Annotated in this window: 13 protein-coding genes and 1 pseudogene; 6 read left to right on the top strand and 8 right to left on the bottom strand. The window is 35.2% G+C overall.

The genetic code is table 11. The annotated features are described in order from the left end of the window. Positions 1–120: 120 nt before the first annotated feature. A complete protein-coding gene (locus ACECE_RS0220430) occupies positions 121–315 on the bottom strand; it encodes a hypothetical protein (protein ID WP_010250632.1) in 195 nt (64 codons plus the stop codon). Positions 316–1,214: 899 nt separating this feature from the next. Between ACECE_RS0220430 and ACECE_RS0220425 the strand changes: the two genes are divergently transcribed. The 4 genes from ACECE_RS0220425 to ACECE_RS0220410 are packed head-to-tail and all read left to right on the top strand — an operon-like array spanning position 1,215 to position 5,743. Further along, positions 1,215–1,991, top strand: a complete 777-nt coding sequence (locus ACECE_RS0220425; protein WP_010250631.1) for an ATP-binding cassette domain-containing protein — start codon at positions 1,215–1,217, stop codon at positions 1,989–1,991. Beyond that, positions 1,981–4,041, top strand: coding sequence for an FtsX-like permease family protein (locus ACECE_RS0220420; protein WP_010250630.1), 2,061 nt, complete (start codon positions 1,981–1,983; stop codon positions 4,039–4,041). Before ACECE_RS0220425 ends, ACECE_RS0220420 begins: the two co-directional genes overlap by 11 nt. A 15-nt stretch (positions 4,042–4,056) precedes the next feature. After that, the gene (locus ACECE_RS0220415; protein WP_010250627.1) at positions 4,057–4,740 is read left to right on the top strand and encodes a response regulator transcription factor; all 684 of its coding nucleotides are present in this window, start codon (positions 4,057–4,059) and stop codon (positions 4,738–4,740) included. Further along, positions 4,730–5,743 carry a sensor histidine kinase gene (locus ACECE_RS0220410; protein WP_010250625.1) on the top strand — a complete coding sequence of 338 codons (1,014 nt, stop codon included), beginning with the start codon at positions 4,730–4,732 and terminating at the stop codon, positions 5,741–5,743. Before ACECE_RS0220415 ends, ACECE_RS0220410 begins: the two co-directional genes overlap by 11 nt. Before the next feature lie 390 nt (positions 5,744–6,133). On the opposite strand, the pseudogene rlmD reads toward ACECE_RS0220410, so the two are convergent. The 5 genes and pseudogenes from rlmD to ACECE_RS0220385 form a co-directional block, all read right to left on the bottom strand. Further along, positions 6,134–7,507 (bottom strand): annotated as a pseudogene (rlmD, locus tag ACECE_RS0220405) (23S rRNA (uracil(1939)-C(5))-methyltransferase RlmD); the annotation flags it as partial. 180 nt (positions 7,508–7,687) lie between these two features. Further along, positions 7,688–9,100, bottom strand: coding sequence for a cobyrinate a,c-diamide synthase (locus ACECE_RS0220400; RefSeq protein WP_010250622.1), 1,413 nt, complete (start codon positions 9,098–9,100; stop codon positions 7,688–7,690). A 269-nt stretch (positions 9,101–9,369) separates the two neighbouring features. After that, positions 9,370–10,020: a class I SAM-dependent methyltransferase gene (locus ACECE_RS0220395; protein WP_010250620.1), complete on the bottom strand. Its 651-nt coding sequence runs from the start codon at positions 10,018–10,020 to the stop codon at positions 9,370–9,372. A 174-nt stretch (positions 10,021–10,194) separates the two neighbouring features. Beyond that, positions 10,195–11,328, bottom strand: coding sequence for an SPFH domain-containing protein (locus tag ACECE_RS0220390; RefSeq protein ID WP_010250618.1), 1,134 nt, complete (start codon positions 11,326–11,328; stop codon positions 10,195–10,197). 226 nt (positions 11,329–11,554) lie between these two features. Next, positions 11,555–13,915 (bottom strand): methyl-accepting chemotaxis protein, encoded by a 2,361-nt coding sequence (locus tag ACECE_RS0220385; protein WP_010250616.1) that lies wholly within the window; start codon positions 13,913–13,915, stop codon positions 11,555–11,557. Positions 13,916–14,200: 285 nt separating this feature from the next. Here ACECE_RS0220385 and ACECE_RS0220380 point away from each other — a divergent pair, with 285 nt between their 5' ends. Together ACECE_RS0220380 and ACECE_RS0220375 are read left to right on the top strand one after the other, a co-directional pair. Next, a complete protein-coding gene (locus ACECE_RS0220380) occupies positions 14,201–15,118 on the top strand; it encodes a M23 family metallopeptidase (protein ID WP_235715988.1) in 918 nt (305 codons plus the stop codon). 38 nt (positions 15,119–15,156) lie between these two features. Further along, positions 15,157–15,582: a bactofilin family protein gene (locus ACECE_RS0220375; protein WP_010250612.1), complete on the top strand. Its 426-nt coding sequence runs from the start codon at positions 15,157–15,159 to the stop codon at positions 15,580–15,582. A 207-nt stretch (positions 15,583–15,789) separates the two neighbouring features. Here ACECE_RS0220375 and yunB read toward each other — a convergent pair whose 3' ends face one another. Together yunB and ACECE_RS0220365 are read right to left on the bottom strand one after the other, a co-directional pair. After that, positions 15,790–16,461 (bottom strand): sporulation protein YunB, encoded by a 672-nt coding sequence (yunB, locus tag ACECE_RS0220370; protein ID WP_010250610.1) that lies wholly within the window; start codon positions 16,459–16,461, stop codon positions 15,790–15,792. A 75-nt stretch (positions 16,462–16,536) separates the two neighbouring features. Then, positions 16,537–17,001: a helix-turn-helix domain-containing protein gene (locus tag ACECE_RS0220365; protein ID WP_407636676.1), complete on the bottom strand. Its 465-nt coding sequence runs from the start codon at positions 16,999–17,001 to the stop codon at positions 16,537–16,539. Between the last annotated feature and the right edge of the window lie 102 nt (positions 17,002–17,103).

The raw sequence follows: 17,103 nt of genomic DNA, 5'->3' as shown, positions 1-17,103 counted from the left end.
ACATTATATTATCATTGTTCCAACTTATATTCAATAATGTTTTCTAAACTTCATAAGGCTGAGCATTTCAGTTAATCCAAGAAATGCTCCGTCTTATGAAGTTCACTTGATACAATTTTTCTATGCCGCCCTGCATTGATAAGCAGAAATACATTTCACATATGTTGTAAATCTTGCTTTTTTACCATCTGCATTCACCGCCATTAGGTTTGGTCGATATTTTATTTCTTTCTCAATATCCCGCAAAATCATGGAGCTATACTTTTCCATCATCTTAGCTATTTGTATGCAGCATCGCTCGAATTCTTTGTTCATAGGCTTCTCCCTTCTGTATTTATTATCATTCAAATTTTCTTATAAAGTTTTAAGTGTAAGGATTACTTCCAAATACGTTCTATTCTTTTATTCTTTATCAGTAAAGCCAGCTATTGAACTTTTTCTATTATCAATATATTAACTGCATTTCAAGTTTTCCGATAGAAACCAGGCTGGTGTATTTTCTGTTTTTCAAACCAGATTTCGGTGCTTTTTTCTTCTGATTTCGCAAAATCTAGATAGTCAAAAGCATCTGTTCCATCGCATTATGCAATCAAAAAGCACAGTTCATCTGCACTTAAAGTAATTATAAGTGGCAGTAACCATGCTTCTATAAATAACAAATATGTAGTTACGAAATTAAGATTTCCGTTTTATCTGTGCTTTGCTGATAGTACAGTTTTCTTAACGTGGTGAACATTTTGAATGTAAGATAATGTACGGCAAGTTACGCAATAGCGACGTCTCCGTCCTATCGCAACTTGTCAGGGGCTAAAATCCCCTGAAACCCCTTATATATGTCATATGGCTACACTTTTTGTAGCCAATTATATATCTTGGCTATACTATTTAAAGCCAATAAACGATTCTGGCTGTGCTTTTTGAAGCCAGGTTTGGGAATTTAAATTATGACTCAATACTACTGATTTTATATGGCTGTACTTTCTATAGCCATTTTTTCTATCTGGCATCACTTTCTGTAGCCAGCACATAATTCTGGCTGCACTTTTTGTAGCCAAGTCTGATATGTTTAATAAAATGTGATTATACCTATAAATAATTTATATAGCCACTTCATCCTATTATATTGTTCATAATTAACCTTACACTCACTGTAAGTGTTCAAATTTAATTTCCCATGTTAATATTAAAGTATCAAAAAGACGGAGGTTTTTAAAGTGAAACAGAATATTATGGAAATTGATTCCTTGAAAAAATATTATGGTAAATCAGACAATCAGACAAAAGCATTAGATGGCATTTCTTTTCAAATTATGCATGGTGAATTTCTTGGAATCATGGGAAGCAGTGGCTCAGGAAAATCTACCTTACTTAATTGTATTGCTACTGTAACCAAACCATCCAGTGGTAAAATAATGCTACAAGGCACTGATGTTACTAATTTAAAGGGAAAAGAACTATCTGATTATAGAGGGAATCGTATTGGATATTTATTTCAGAATTTTGAGCTTTTAGACAACCTAACTGGTCGAGAAAATATTATGCTTCCATTGTCTTTGCATAAGATATCTGAAAAAGAAAGCAATAAACGCCTGGAACAATTAGTGGCTTATCTTGACATTCGCGATGTAGTAAACAAATTCCCATCTCAAATGTCCGGTGGACAAAAACAAAGAGTTGCTGCTGCAAGATCATTGATTTTAAACCCTGAAATTATATTGGCAGATGAACCAACGGGTGCATTAGATTCAAAAAATGCAAAACTTCTGATGAATAAGTTATCAGGACTGAATGAACAGGAACAATCTACTATTCTAATGGTGACGCATGATTCAAATGCTGCAAGTTATTGTAATAGAATCCTTTTTATTCAGGATGGAACAATCTTTCATGAACTGAGAAAGAATGCCCCAATTGAATCAAGACAAGAATTTTATGAGCGAATTCTCCAGCTGATGGCACAGTTAGGAGGTGGCAGCGCTAATGTTCTTTGATTTAGTATCTAGAAATAGTAAAAGAAATCGAAAAGAAAACAGTTTGTTTTTCTCATCCTTGTTGATTGCAATTATAGCATTTTATTTAATCCTTTCTTTGTCCAATCAGGATGTTATGCGGTTCCTTGTAACAATGGAAAGCGATGCTGTAAACAGACTGCTTTCGATGATTCCATTATTCTATGGAGTGACCTTGTTTATATTGTTCTTCCTTGTATATTTTGCAAGTAAATATCAACTGGAAAGCAGAAAACATGAATTTGGAATGTATCTAATGATGGGAATGAGACGTTACAAATTGTTTCTTTTGCTTTTTGCTGAGGATATCAGAAACAGCATTACAGCGCTGGTGATTGGACTTCCAATTGGTATAGCAACATCTGAATTAATCAGCTTGGTAACAGCAAAGCTCGTTGGACTGGGGATTGTCGGTCATACATTTTCACTGTCGTTCAAGGCAGTTATTTGGACAGTGTTTGGGTTTTTACTTATAAAATTAGTTGCTTTTCTAATATTGAGCGGAAAAATAGCTCATCAGGAAATTGGAGCATTATTAACACCTGTTCCCGCTGGAAATAAAAAACAACTTCCGTCTGTCTGTTATGCATTCTCCTTAATGATTGGAATTGTATTATTGTGTGTAGCATATATTTTGGCGATTCGAGGTATGTCATGGAGCAGCATTGGAATTATGGCAATCACATTTATCTGTGGTCTGGCTGGAACGCTATTGATTTTCTTTGGGCTTCGAACCTTTATGGAAATTATAGCAACCAAATTCGAGAACAATCACAGGCTCCATACCTTCACATTCCGTCAATTGCAGGAAGAAGTGATACAAAAATCAAATACAATGGCAATCAGCTCACTTTTGATTCTGGCAGCGTTATGTTGTTTTGGATGCGGTGTGGCAATTGCAATACATTATAGTGGAACAGAACAGCATACCATAGATTATACATTTGATACAGATGTTAATTCAACCGATATCCAGACACTATTGAATGAAAATGATTTGAATGGATTATTTGATACTGTTTTTGAAATGAAAGTAGGTCATATTAAAACAGAGGATGATAATTACCAAAATGTATATTCCATGGACAGTGTGATGAATTCCATAAATCAATTACCCGATTCTGATGACAAAGACATATTATTGAATAATCTCGGTTATGAAGATTACCCACATTTGATTTCTATATCAGGATATAATAAACTATTATCGTTAGCTGGATTACCAGAAATGGAACTCAAAGAAAATGAGGCCGTTGTTTACATGGATTCGGGGTTTACAACCACATCACGAATGGCTATTCTAAATAGAATAATAGACACGGAGCCAGTGGTTCAAATAAACGAAGAAAACTTTCATTTAACAGGAAGTATACAAAGCACAAATCTTGTCGTAGATCGTTCCATTACACTTTCGTTTGCCCTTATCGTTTCTGATGATGTTTTTGAACAACTGACACAGGGCGATTACACGATTTATCAGAATGCTGTATTGAGTAAGACTCAAACGGATGGAAAGAGCCTTTTAACTGCTGTATCAGATACAAATGTACTACTGAATGAGGCTGGAATCAATTATGAAAGTTATCTACAGAATATAGGCAGACAACTGTTTTATGTAGTGGCTGCAAGTTATATCACAATTTACCTAGCAATTGTCTTTTTGATTATTGCCAATACAGTAATTGGAATTCAATTTCTAACCCAGCAACAGCGTACAAGAGGACGTTATCAAACACTGATTCGCATTGGATCATCCTATCATTCTATCTGTTATTCTGCAAAGAAACAGATTAACTGGTACTTTGGAATTCCTGTTTTGATTGCTGCTATCAGTAGTATGTTTGGAATCCGTGCATTATTCTCAGGACTGCTCTCATCATCCTACACTAGTGCAGATTTAAAAAGTATGATGGGAATATCCTGTGCTATGATTTTACTTCTCTGTGTGGTAGAATTTGTGTATATGATGGTCGTTAAGAAATCCAGCGATAAATATTTGTTATCCTTGATGACATTAGAACGAGAAGAATAAAAAAGGAGGGGTTATTTGAAGAAAATTGTACTCGTAGAAGATGAAGTGTATATGAGAGAAGAATTGACAGAATTATTAAAAAAATCTGCATATCAGGTAGATGCAATAGATGTATTTGATAACACTACGGAACATATTCTTCAATCAGTCCCAGACCTTGTTTTGCTAGATTTGAATCTGCCTGGAATTAGTGGATTTCAGATCTGTCAAGAAATCAAAAGAAAAAGTTCGATTCCTGTGTTGATATTAACATCCAGAGATCAAATGAAAGATGAACTTCATGCACTGGAGCTTGGTGCCGATGAATATTTGACAAAACCATGTCGAAAAGAACGACTGTTGGCACGAATTTCAAATGTACTAAAAAGATATGAGGGACGTGCTAATTTGCTGGAGGGAGAAGGCTTTCTTCTGGATCGGCTGACCTATACTTTATACATCAATAATCAATCTACTGTATTACCGAAGAACCAGGGAAAGTTACTTGAAGTGTTTCTATTGCACGAAGACGGAATTGTAACAAAGGATGAATTAAATATATCGCTGTGGGGAACTACGGAATTTATTGATGAAAATGCCTTACAGGTTAATTTGACAAGACTAAGAAAAACAATGCTTACTTTAAATATGACTCAGAAAATAGTATCAATTTCAGGGAAGGGATATGAAATCACCAGCGAGGTACTGTATGAAAAATAGATGGATAATGATAAAGAAATATGTATCATGGCTACTGCTTCTTCTGGCTATAGATACCTTTTTCTGCATTTTGCTATGGATTGCGGATGTGCAAGCACTATATGCCTTATCAATGATAATCATACTTTCTAGTGTGCTCTTATTTCTAATCTTATTATTTACAGTGACACGTCATGAAATTAAATATCAGGATGCATATAGGAATTATATCAGTTCGCCAACGGAACTGAATGAAGAAACCTTAATTGGATTATGTAGTGATTCCGATAAAAATGTAATACGATTGCTTGGAAAAACGTTGAGAGAAAAAGAATATGAAAATGACCAATTACTAACAAGAATTTCGGATTATGAGGAGTATGTAGAAGCCTGGGCACATGAAACAAAGACCCCCATTTCGCTACTCACAATTCTGTTAGATAATCATAGTGATAAGATCCCGAATAATATATCTATGAAAATGGATTATATTCGTAATCGTATCCAGGAATATATAGATCAGATGCTGTTCTACGCAAGGCTGAAATGCGAGAAAAAAGATTATTTCTTTGAAGAAATTTGCTTATCAGAATGTATCAATGATATATTGGAGGATTACCAGCCCTTACTTGAAGAAAAGGGATTCTTAATCCATATGGAATTACTGACTACGAATGTTTTTTCTGACAAAAGAAGTTTACGATTTTTGTTAAGCCAGACTATAAGTAATTCAATTAAATATGCAAAAAAAGATACAATACCAGAAATAACTATCAGATTTGACACGCTGGAAAAATACAGTGTACTTTCTATTAAAGACAACGGTGTTGGAGTAAAATCCTGTGATTTACCATACATTTTTGAAAAGGGCTTTACTGGTGATTCGGGAGAAAATCGAAAGAAAGCAACCGGAATGGGATTATATTTGGTAAAAGAAGTTGCAAAAAATCTAAAACTAGAACTGGACGTCGAATCTGAATGGATGCAAGGATTTGAAATAAAAATACTTTTTCCAAAGATATGATCCTGTGTTTTTTTATACAAAAGTGAGTTTATCTAATTATAGAGCAGATGGATGCTTATGTGCCATCTGCCCTTTGAGCATAAAACAGCTATCCTACTTTCTGTATTATCCAACCATCCCAAAATGCTTCAACGCTTTCACAATCGCCTTTTCCTTTTCTTCCGGACAATTCGGTTGCTTCGCATCTTCCGACTTCGCCAGATTATAATTCTCCCCAACCTCAATTCCACATTTCCTTTTTACCTGTGAAATATAAAGATTTGAAACTTTCAATCCATGCTCTTTCAGCACATAATCCTTAATCTCAGCATAAGTAGCTTTGCTTTCTGTTGATGTTACATCCAACGCATCCAAGTCCAAATTAACCGCTATCTTATCACTCGGTTTTTGTTGGGACAAAAGAACCACCGTCTCCACATGCGCCGTCCATGGAAACATATCAACCGGCTGAACCTCCAGCACCTTAAAGCCTCTTTCCGTCAAAAAACCTAAATCCCGTGCAAGAGTAGCAGGATTACATGACACATACACAATCCTCCTTGGCTCCATACTGACAAGAGTCTCAAGCAGCACCTGGTCGCAACCCTTACGTGGAGGATCAACAACCACTACATCAGCTTTTATCCCCTTACTATACATCTCGGGAATAACCCTCTCGGCCTCACCAACAAAAAACTCGACATTCTCTACACCATTAACTCCAGCATTTACCTTTGCATCCCTTACAGCCTCTTCCACAACTTCCACGCCATAAACCTTCTTGGTCTTCTCAGACAAAAACAAAGATATAGTTCCTATGCCGCAGTACAAATCAAACACAGTTTCCTGACCTGTAAGGCCTGCATACTCCAAGGCTTTGTTGTAGAGAACCTCTGTTTGCACGGGATTCACCTGGAAGAAAGATAACGGAGATATTTTGAACTTAAACTTGCCTATATAGTCGGTGATTGTCTCTTCCCCAAATATAACTATATTCCTGGTTCCTAGAATTATATTGGTATTCATCGTGTTTATATTCAGTATAATACTTTTGATTTCAGGTAATTCGCCCGTAAGCAGCTTAACCAGCTTGTCCTGTTCCGGCAAACTTTTGCCATTTAGCACAAGAACTATCATTATCTCCCCGGTATTAAAACCAGTCCTGGTCATGACATGCCTCACAAGTCCTTTTCCAGTAGTTTCATCATATACACTGATGTTGTTTTCTTTCAAAAACTCCTTCACTATAAGCTTCGCTCTATCACTTACACTGTGTTGAATCATGCATATAGGAGAATCAATAATATCATGGGACTTTTTTGCATAGAATCCCACTTTAAGCTCGTCATTTAGCTTTCCGACAGGATACTGCGCCTTATTCCTATAATTTAGAGGCTTCTGCATGCCTATGGTATCATGAACTATTACATCCTGCAGTTTCCCAATCCGTCTTATGTTCTCAGTCACCAACTCAGTTTTAAACCTTAAAGCTGCTTGTGTACTCATATGTTGAAGACTGCACCCTCCGCACCTGTTATACACTTCACATGCCGGCTCAACTCTGTCTGGTGAAGCTTTAATAACTTTTAATAGCTTGCCAACAGCATAGTTCTTATTTACCTTTATAATCTTTATCTCAACTTCTTCACCCTTGATAGGTCCATCAACAAATACTGTAAAATTGCTGATTCTACCTACGCCTTGCCCTTCATGGGTCATTCCGCCAATCTCTATTTTATGTATTTCATTTTTCTTAACCGGTACCAATACATTACCGCCTCTCATGTGAAACTCTTATTTTGTTTATATTATATAAGTCTGGCAAAGAAAAAACCATATTTCAGCAAAAAAAATAGTCCCCTTAGGGACAAAGAAAAAGAATCAGTTTGCCTTATTGTTAATTATTACATTAATTTCTAATATTTAAACATATTTTATTTATTTCTCAAAATACTTTTTAAAATTTCAAATTGCAAGGGAGTTCGCCATTCTATATTTATTACAACTCTCAATAAACTTTTTAGCAAAATCCGTGTTACCCCATAGGTGCAAATGCGGATAAACAGCTATCAGATTATAAATACTATATCCACATTTCCAAATTATTGGCTCCATATCAGGCCTTCTCTTGACAACATTGAAACATCTTGATACATCATCCGATAACATATTTATTTCAGAGTGGCAAAACTCATATCCCCTTATCCTATAACCTTTTTTGGATAACACATTGTTTTTTGTAACTTCTATATCAACATAGCCGGATTTGCTAAGCTCTTGTGTTGTCCGACAGTATCCAGGAAGTATACCTGCCATATTAGCCTTTTCATTATTTTGCTTCTCTACGTATTGCGAAAGATACATAAGGCCTCCAAATTCAGCATATGTTGGGATGCCTGCCATTATGCCCTTTTTGATACTTTGTATGAACGATTTATTCCCTTGAAGCTCTTTTGCATAGAAATCAGGATAACCTCCACCCAAATATATACCGTCAATATCTTCAGGAAGTGTTATATCCTTTAATGGGCTGAAATATTGTATCTCCGCTCCCATCATCTTTAAAAGCTCAAGATTGTCTTTATAATAAAAGCTAAAAGCCTTATCCTTTGCCACCGCAATTTTTATTTTCTGTGGAGGTTTTATCTGTTCAAACGAGAATTTTGTAGCATTCAAATAAGAAACTCTCGGTCTGTTTGACATCTTTATAATCAGATCTACATCTATAGTCTTTATTACCTGCTCTACCAGCACACGGATTTTCTTTTTCAAATCATTCATATCTTCTTCTGGAACAAGCCCAACGTGCTTGCACGGCAATTCATCCTCATCCATTTTAGGCAGATAACCAAAAACCTTTACACCTGTTCCTGTTTCAATAGCAGTTTTTAATGCTTCATAGTGCTCTTCACTACTTACTTTGTTTAGTATAACGCCAATTATTTCAAGATTCCTGTCATAATCAATAAAACCTCTTACCATAGGAACAATACTTAAAGATACACCTTCTGCATTTACAACAAGAATAACCGGAGACTTTATTATTTTAGCCACGTGAGCGGTACTTCCAACGATTGTATTTCCATCATAGCCGTCATAAAGCCCATTTGTACCCTCAACTATTGATATATCTGCATTTATGGCGTTCTTTTCAAAAAGATGAACTACAGTGTCTATATCCAGCATCCAACTGTCAAGATTTCTTGAGTCATTACCTGTAATAAAGGTATGAATCATTGGATCAACATAATCAGGACCGACTTTAAAAGGCTGTACGTCAAGCCCCATTACGTAAAGAGTGGCCAGAATACCCATTGTAACAGTGGTTTTTCCACAGCCGCTGTTGGTACCTGCAATTGTAACCTTTCTAATACTCATAAGCTTTTCCTCTTAACTTCAATACATTTTTCCCCTTATAAAACGCTTACTGTTACCGTATCTATTCCTCAATTAATATAATACGAATCAAAATCAGTTATCTTTCTATATTTTGTATTGTTTTCTATTTTTTCTTATAATATTACAAAAAACCTAATTGTATCGTTACTATTATTATACTAATTCATTTACATATTTTAAATAGGCTTGGCAAAAATTTATTATTTTTTCTTCTGATTAATTCCAGTCTTTAAATTATATTTACATTATTATGCAAAATCAACCTTTCGGGAAATAATCGTAAAATCATTATTAAGGTATCCCCTGACAATTTTAATGTTCTTTATTTGAGGATATTGTCTTTCCATCATCGCTGCAACTTCTTCAGGATCATAATAATAATATATATCTTCTTTACCCGGAGAGTTCTTATCAAGCAGATTGAAAGCTATAATGCTTTTTGACAGATTAATAAAACAGCCTAAAGCCCTCATCAGGAACTCCATATTGTTGCCCATATTTAAATTAAATATCCCTGAAGTATATATAACATCAAAGCTCCTTGATTCAAAATGGTGCTGTTTAAAGATATCCATACAATAAAACTCACCAATAAGGTTCTTCTGCTTTACACTTTCAATCATATCTTCAATTATATCAACACCAGTATATTCTACGTTAATTCCATTACTATTTAAATATTCAAGCAGATTACCCAATCCACATCCGACATCCAATACCTTCTTGTTTTTCAAGTCAACATTAGCCCTCAAGGTCTCAAACCTCATGTCCTGAGCTTCCTTACTTTCCCATCCAAGAACTTTAAAATCAGGCAACCCTTTTCCCATGTTTGGCTTATAATAAGCTTCTATATATTTTTTCCTATTCTGTCTTGTTTCCGGAACACATTTACAATTCATAATATCGCTCCATTAAACATAATGAGTTTCTTCTATATTATACCTCAAAAATGCCATCTATAAACAACGTGAAAAGTTTCATTCTATTTTACCAACATTTTTACTTTTCAACATCTTTACACAAAAAGAGACAATAGCTTTTAACTACTGTCTCTAGTAATAATTACCCGCAATCTAAACCTTGTTACCGCAATCAGGACAGAACTTGCTGCCTGATGACAACTTGGTTCCACACTTGCTGCACGAGAGATCCTGTGATGCACCGCATTCAGGGCAGAACTTTGCACCCGGAGTAATTTCAGCATTGCACTTTACACAAGCTGCTTTTTGAGGCGCTGTATTCTGACCGCAATTAGGGCAAAATTTAACTCCTTGCTGAACTGGAGAGTTGCATTTTGGACATGGAAAAGTCTGCTGATTCTGAACAGGTTGTTGGCTTTGCTGATTGCTGTTGAACATTTGGCCCATCATGTTTCCAATTGCAGCACCAGCCCCCATTCCTGCTCCCATTCCAGCAAAAGAACCATTTCCCTGGTTTTCAGCTGCTGAATTTATCGCATCAAGTGTACGTATTTTTGTATAAGTATCCATGCCGCCCATAAGACCAATCTTCGACCCCTGCATGTATGCTTCTCTAAGTTCTTCCGGCAATGAAAGGTCTTCAATGGTGAGGTCCACAATTTCTAGTCCGAATTGTTCAAACTTCTCCTTCACATTTTCCTTAACCTTGTTGCTGAACTCAACAAGCTGAGCTTGAAGATCAAAGAACGAAAGCTTGGCTTCCGCTATTGTGTCCTTCAAATACTGGACAAGGTATGTTCTGAATGTATTTGTAATGTCCTCTGTTTTATAGCTTGCGCGTGTACCAAATAATTCACGCATAAACTTAGTAGGGTCAGCTACCCTAAATGAGTACAAACCTCTTGCTCTGATTTCCACCTGTCCGAATTTAGGATCTGGAATTGGAACCGGGTTCTGTGTTCCCCATTTTTGATCTATAAACTGCTTGGTATTTACAAAATACACCTCTGCTTTGAAAGGAGAATTAAAGCCATATTTCCATGACTTCAATTTTGTGAGAACAGGCAAGTTCTCAGTAGCCAGCTCATAAAGACCGGGATAAAAAACATCTGCCAGAATTCCTTCGTTTACAAACAAAGCAGCCTGCGACTCCCTTACTGTCAACATAGCTCCCATTTTTATTTCCTTATTAGCTACAGGAAACCTGTATACTATTGTGTCAGAGCTTGAATCAGTCCATTCTATAACCTCTATTAATTGTCCCTTAATAAAATCCATTATTCCCATATAACAACACTCCTTTTTTTAATATTATGAACGATTACTATTTCCAAACTCCAATATATGCATATTATCGTTTCGGTAAAACGAACTGTAATTTATAGATTAATATATTTTATTATACCTATAACTAAATATTATTTCAATGTAAACAAACACAAAGGACCTCTTTAATTCCAAATCTGGAATAATTCGATCCTTTATCGGTATACAACTTTTATGTGACAAGCATTTAAACCTTAAATTGATTCATTACATTTTTAATTCCGGATGATGCTGTATCCAGCTTTTTAGACAAAGCTTCCATCTCAGCAATAACTTTTAGCTGATCTTCAAGGCTTTTATCAAGATTTCCTCCTGTTGCACAGGCGTAACTTGCAGATTTAGTGATATCGTCGACAACTTTTACAAGTTGATTAGTTGTATTGCTCTGCCTGCATGCATCTTCCGCCGTTGTTTTGATTGAATCTACCACATATCTTATAGAATCTATAACTTCTGAAATATTTGTTTTTACGTTGTTGATTTTTTCTACCCCTTCTTCAACACCCAGAAGGCCGTTACCCATAAAATCCACAGATACCTGAATTCTGCCTTGTATTTCCTTAATAAGCTTCTTGATTTCTCCAGCAGCATTGTTGCTTCGTTCTGCCAGCTTCCTGATTTCTTCTGCCAAAACTGCAAACCCTTTTCCCTGCTGCCCCGACCTTGCGGCCTCAATAGCAGCGTTGAGTGCAAGTAGATTTGTCCTTGACGCTATCTCAGTTATGGTGTTGGTAACTTCGCCAATCTTTCCCGAAGACTCTTCAAGCAGTGAAATGGAACCTGCAATATTCTGAACAGTGTCAGTTACCTTTTTAATAACTGCTTCTGCCTCTTCAACTGCCTTTTCACTTGAGGAAGCAACTTCTATCACTTTTATACCTTCATCAACCACTTTTGAAGTAGCCTCCGACATATCCATTGCCCCTTGAGCTATACCACTCATCTCAGGTAACTTTGCATTTGTACCGGACATTCCATTCTTCATATGTTCAAATACACTCTTAAATCCCGAAGAAAGCTTACCTGCGTTATCTTTGCTCTTATTAAATACATCCGAAAAAACAGAGTTAAGTGAGTTTAAATCTTCTGTGGTACTGGACATCTCATTATAGAGCCTTTGACGGCTGTCCAAAAACTTGTTCATTTTTTCTCCAAGCTGTCCTATTTCATCTCTTCTTCCTACATCTGCTCTTACTGACAATTCACCGTTCTCAGCTTTTCCAAGCAAATTTATCATGTTCCTAATAGGATTGAGAACATTGTTGGAAAACAGGAAAACAAACAGCATTCCAAGCCCCACAGATATTAACGTTATTGCAAACAAAACAACTATAATCCAATTCTTTATTTTATTTGAAGCATTTACATCTCCTTGAAGATAGTTCTTAAAGGACTCCTCCAATCCCTGTATCACACTGTTATAACTTTCCTTTAGCTCCAGCGATTTTTTATAATCCGTTTTAAGTTCATTTCCGTTTATCCTTTTAATTTCTGCTGTAAGCGCTCCCAGACTGCTATCTACTTCCTGATTTAGAGTTTTAATATTGCTGGCCAGCTTCTTATCTTCTCCATTTACTTTGGCAGATACTGTACTTATAATAGAATTAACTTCTGTTGAATAACTTTCGTATTGGCTTACATCCTCTTGTAAAAGAGCAGCTGATTCGTTATAAATGCTACGTTTCTGTAAAGTGTATGAAATGAGGCGATTAATAACTGTTAACGACTCAATGTCAGATTGCAATTTAACTGTTTTAAGATCATCTATTTCCTTAATCATCTGCTGTGAACTCTTTCCCATTAAAGCAGATTTATTTCTTATACTGCCAATGTCAGCTTTCAAACTCTCAATCCTTCTATTAAGCAAATCAACACTTTCCTGATTAACTATCCCCAGATCTATCCTTTGTAAATTCTTTACACTCGATTCATAATCAGCAATCTTCTTCATCAATTCATTTGCCTGTAATTTCCCACTATCAGATAAATTTGCAGCCTCATCAATGTTAGCGTTCATTATACTTATCTCTGACTCCAAACCATTAATAAGATTATTTCTTAGTGTAGTTTCATTATTAATAATTTCATTGAATTTCTGAGACGCACCGCTTAGAAGACTTTTGAGCTCTCCTTTGTTATCTTTTTCGATGTGCGGTAAAATAGTATCATTATAGAGCTTTCTATATGCTTCATTTACACCGAGCAAAACACCGAGCTGTTTTGAATCCTTTTCACCTAATCTGCTTTTACCATCAGAATTCAACGCCTTCAAACCCTCTATATTCTTATCTATTTCGCTATTAATTTTAGTGAATTTATCCTTTTGAGAAGCATCCTGATTCATAATGCTGTCTGAAATGAGCTGCTGTTCTTCCACAAGAAGATTTCTGATCTTACTAAGGTTATTACCAAGATCATTGTGGTTATTTATACTATTAACTTTTGAAATAACAAAGTTATAGCCCCAGAAAGATATTCCGAACGAAATAACCGAAACTACAATTATACTGCCAAGTGCCAACAACAACTTATTCCCTAAGTTTTTCATTGGTTTCATCCTCACTTAACATTAGTATTCAGCCTATGAATATATTCTCTCAATCACAGTAAAATCCTTCTTATAACGGTTCAGAAAATAATTTACATGTTAATATATGCAAATATGCTAAGGATATTTGAGTACAAAATTTGTCAATAATATATAATAAGTCGTATTAATAATCGGCTAAGATTAACAAAAATTTAACTAGATTTTAAGTACACTTTCATTTTTTTTGAGTCAATGATATAATTATTTCGAATGTTAAAAATGGAAAAGGCGGTAAATATGAGAATGTCAAGAAAAACAAAACATAGTAAGTATTTATCAATTATACTGGTCCCTCATTCAACAAATGAAGTAAAAACTATTAAAGTTTCTTCAATACGCTATAAGTTCTATATTTTATCTACGCTAACACTTACTACTGTAATTTGCTTCGGATTATATTTTGGCTTTTTAGTAAACAGTAATAACAGATTAAAAACTGAACTTACACAAGCATATAATACTAACCAACAGCAAGCCAAACTGCTTTCTGAAAAAGCAGAACAGATTTCGGCCATGCTTGAAAAACAGGATCAGTACACAAAAAACATATCGGAATTCAGTAATAAGTATAAGCAGATGACCGAAAGTTATGTTGATGGGAATATGGATAGTATCACAGCAAGCAGAGGCTCTGACAGCCGTTCTTTTATAACAGATGCTACCCAGCTAAAAAGCATTTTGGAAAACCTTCAAGAAATCAACAACTCAGATAACAGCATTGTCAATGAATTATCCGATACTGAAGCAAAGCTGCAAACCTACATAGACTCTATCCCAACTCTTTGGCCGGCAAGTGGAAGGATTAGTTCTTACTTTGGAACTAGATCAGACCCATTTAATTTCTCCGAAAAAAACCATGAAGGAATAGACATAGCTGCCTCATATGGTGATAGTATAAAAGCTGCTGCAAAGGGAAAAGTGACATTTGCCGATGTAAACGGCAATTACGGAAAATGTGTAATAATAAACCACAGCAATGGTATTACTACCTTGTATGGGCATGCTTCCAAACTTCTTGTCAAAGAAGGACAGAATGTAAAAAAGGGTGATGTAATTGCAAAAGTTGGCAGCACCGGCAGAAGTACAGGTCCGCATCTTCATTTTGAAGTCCGGGTTAATGGTAATCAGGTAAATCCTATAGATTACCTTGATAAGAAATAGTATCCAAAATTTTTCTAATAGTAACAAGGAGGATAAGTATGTTCAGCAAAGGCAATTCCAGCAATTCTGACTCTTTTGATACAATTATAGGTATCAATTCCAAGATTGAAGGTAATATTGAAACAGAAGGAACGATAAGAGTTGATGGCAAAGTGTTTGGAGATCTTAAGATTAACGGAGATGTTTATGTGGGCAAAGATGCAGCAATCTTAGGAAACATTTATGCAAATAATGTATTTATTTCCGGTAAAGTAGAAGGAAACATTGAATCCAAAGGAATTCTGAAAGTACATTCTTCCGGTAAACTGTATGGAGATATTGCGGTCTATAGCCTCGTCACTGAAGAAGGCAGTTTGTTCGAAGGCAAGTGCAAAATGATGGCAGTTAATCAACCAGAAGATGTCCCTTCTGTGAGTAATACAAAAAAATCCAAGAATAACAACAAAACTTCGGCTGCAGAATAGTCATGTGTTTAGGGATAGCTGCCTATTCGTGACTATTAAGGCCTGAAAGTACGAATATATTACTAAAGTTTATTATTAATACAGTGACGCCAAAATGGAGTATAAGAGAAATATACTCCATTTTTCTGTTACCTGTATTCCAAAACTCCGAAGCACCTGTAAGCAATTAATTATTATAGATAACGTACACTAAAGTCTAAATATGTCTCAATCACTACTGCCTAAATCTATGTAATAATCCGGGACCCTTCCTACTATTACTGTTTCTGTCACAGGTAAACTAGTAGTAACAACAGTTTTTTTTTCCATAAAAGGTATGCCCACTCCTATTTCAGTCTTAACTAAAAGATATATCCTATGTTTGGTCTGGTTTATTCCTGCACTGGTAAATTCTGATTTAAAATCCGTCTCAACACTTCCTGTGGGAATTACCTTGAAATTTATATCTGGTCCCCATGCCGCAAATATTGGTTCTCCCAAAATTGTTCCTAATGGTATTGAAATCTTTTCTCCATCTAATCCTGATAATTGATCCTGAACACTTAGCGAGACATTTGCAAATATTCTATTCAGCTTGGCTATATCAGTTTGTACAGATGTAATATTACCACTTTCATCCTTGCTAATTGTTGCTATATCATTATATTCTATGTTATCCGGAAAGTTCTCACTAACTGCATTACCAACTACTCTCGTTATTATGGATTTCACCTTGTATTCAGATATTTGAGCCATACTAGCCCTCAATCGGTTTTCAATAAAAGAAAGAAACAATATTAAAGTAATCACTATAAAAACAATAGCAACATAAGCTTTAACTCTTTTTCTGTTACGCCTCACATACCACAGACGTTGATACAAATTGGTCTTTCTACGCATAAAAAAACCTCCTTATCATTATAGTATGATTAAAGAAGTTTTTTTGTGAATTACCTAAATCTTAACAGTTCATCCCTAAATAGCATCTTTTATTATCTGGAAAGCCAAATATCTCTTTAATGTTGTCTCTATCTGCACATATATATCCTCTAAAAACATTTCATACAGGGATTTGTTCTCAATGAGATATTTACAGTCTAATGATTTGTCAATAATATTACATACCTTCTTCAGTACTTCCTTATCCTCTAAAACCTTGTAATTTCTATCCTTGGCAACAATCAACTTAAGCAGCGACGGCATCTTGATACTCAAATTCTCATTTGAATTATCAAGTCCTAGAAGCATGTCAATGTCAACTTCAAGCTCTTTTATTATCTTAAGTACAATTTCAAGTTTAGGGTTTGCTTTGCGTCCGTTCTCCAATTGTGAAAGGTATCCTGCAGATATTCCAACAACCTTTGCGAAATCTATGAGGGAATAATTCTTCTCTTCGCGTTTTGCCTTGATTATTTCCCCGAATTTAATTTCCACGCACATACCCCCTTATTCTTTTTATTCTATTCTATAAAATCAATTTGAATTTTACAATAGGAAAATGATAAACAATTTTAACCAGCAGTTAAAGATAATTTACATATA

Origin of the sequence: Acetivibrio cellulolyticus CD2 (genome assembly GCF_000179595.2) — a bacterium.
GTDB classification, from domain to species: Bacteria; Bacillota; Clostridia; order Acetivibrionales; family Acetivibrionaceae; genus Acetivibrio; species Acetivibrio cellulolyticus.
This window is presented reverse-complemented; position numbering and strand designations above follow the sequence as displayed.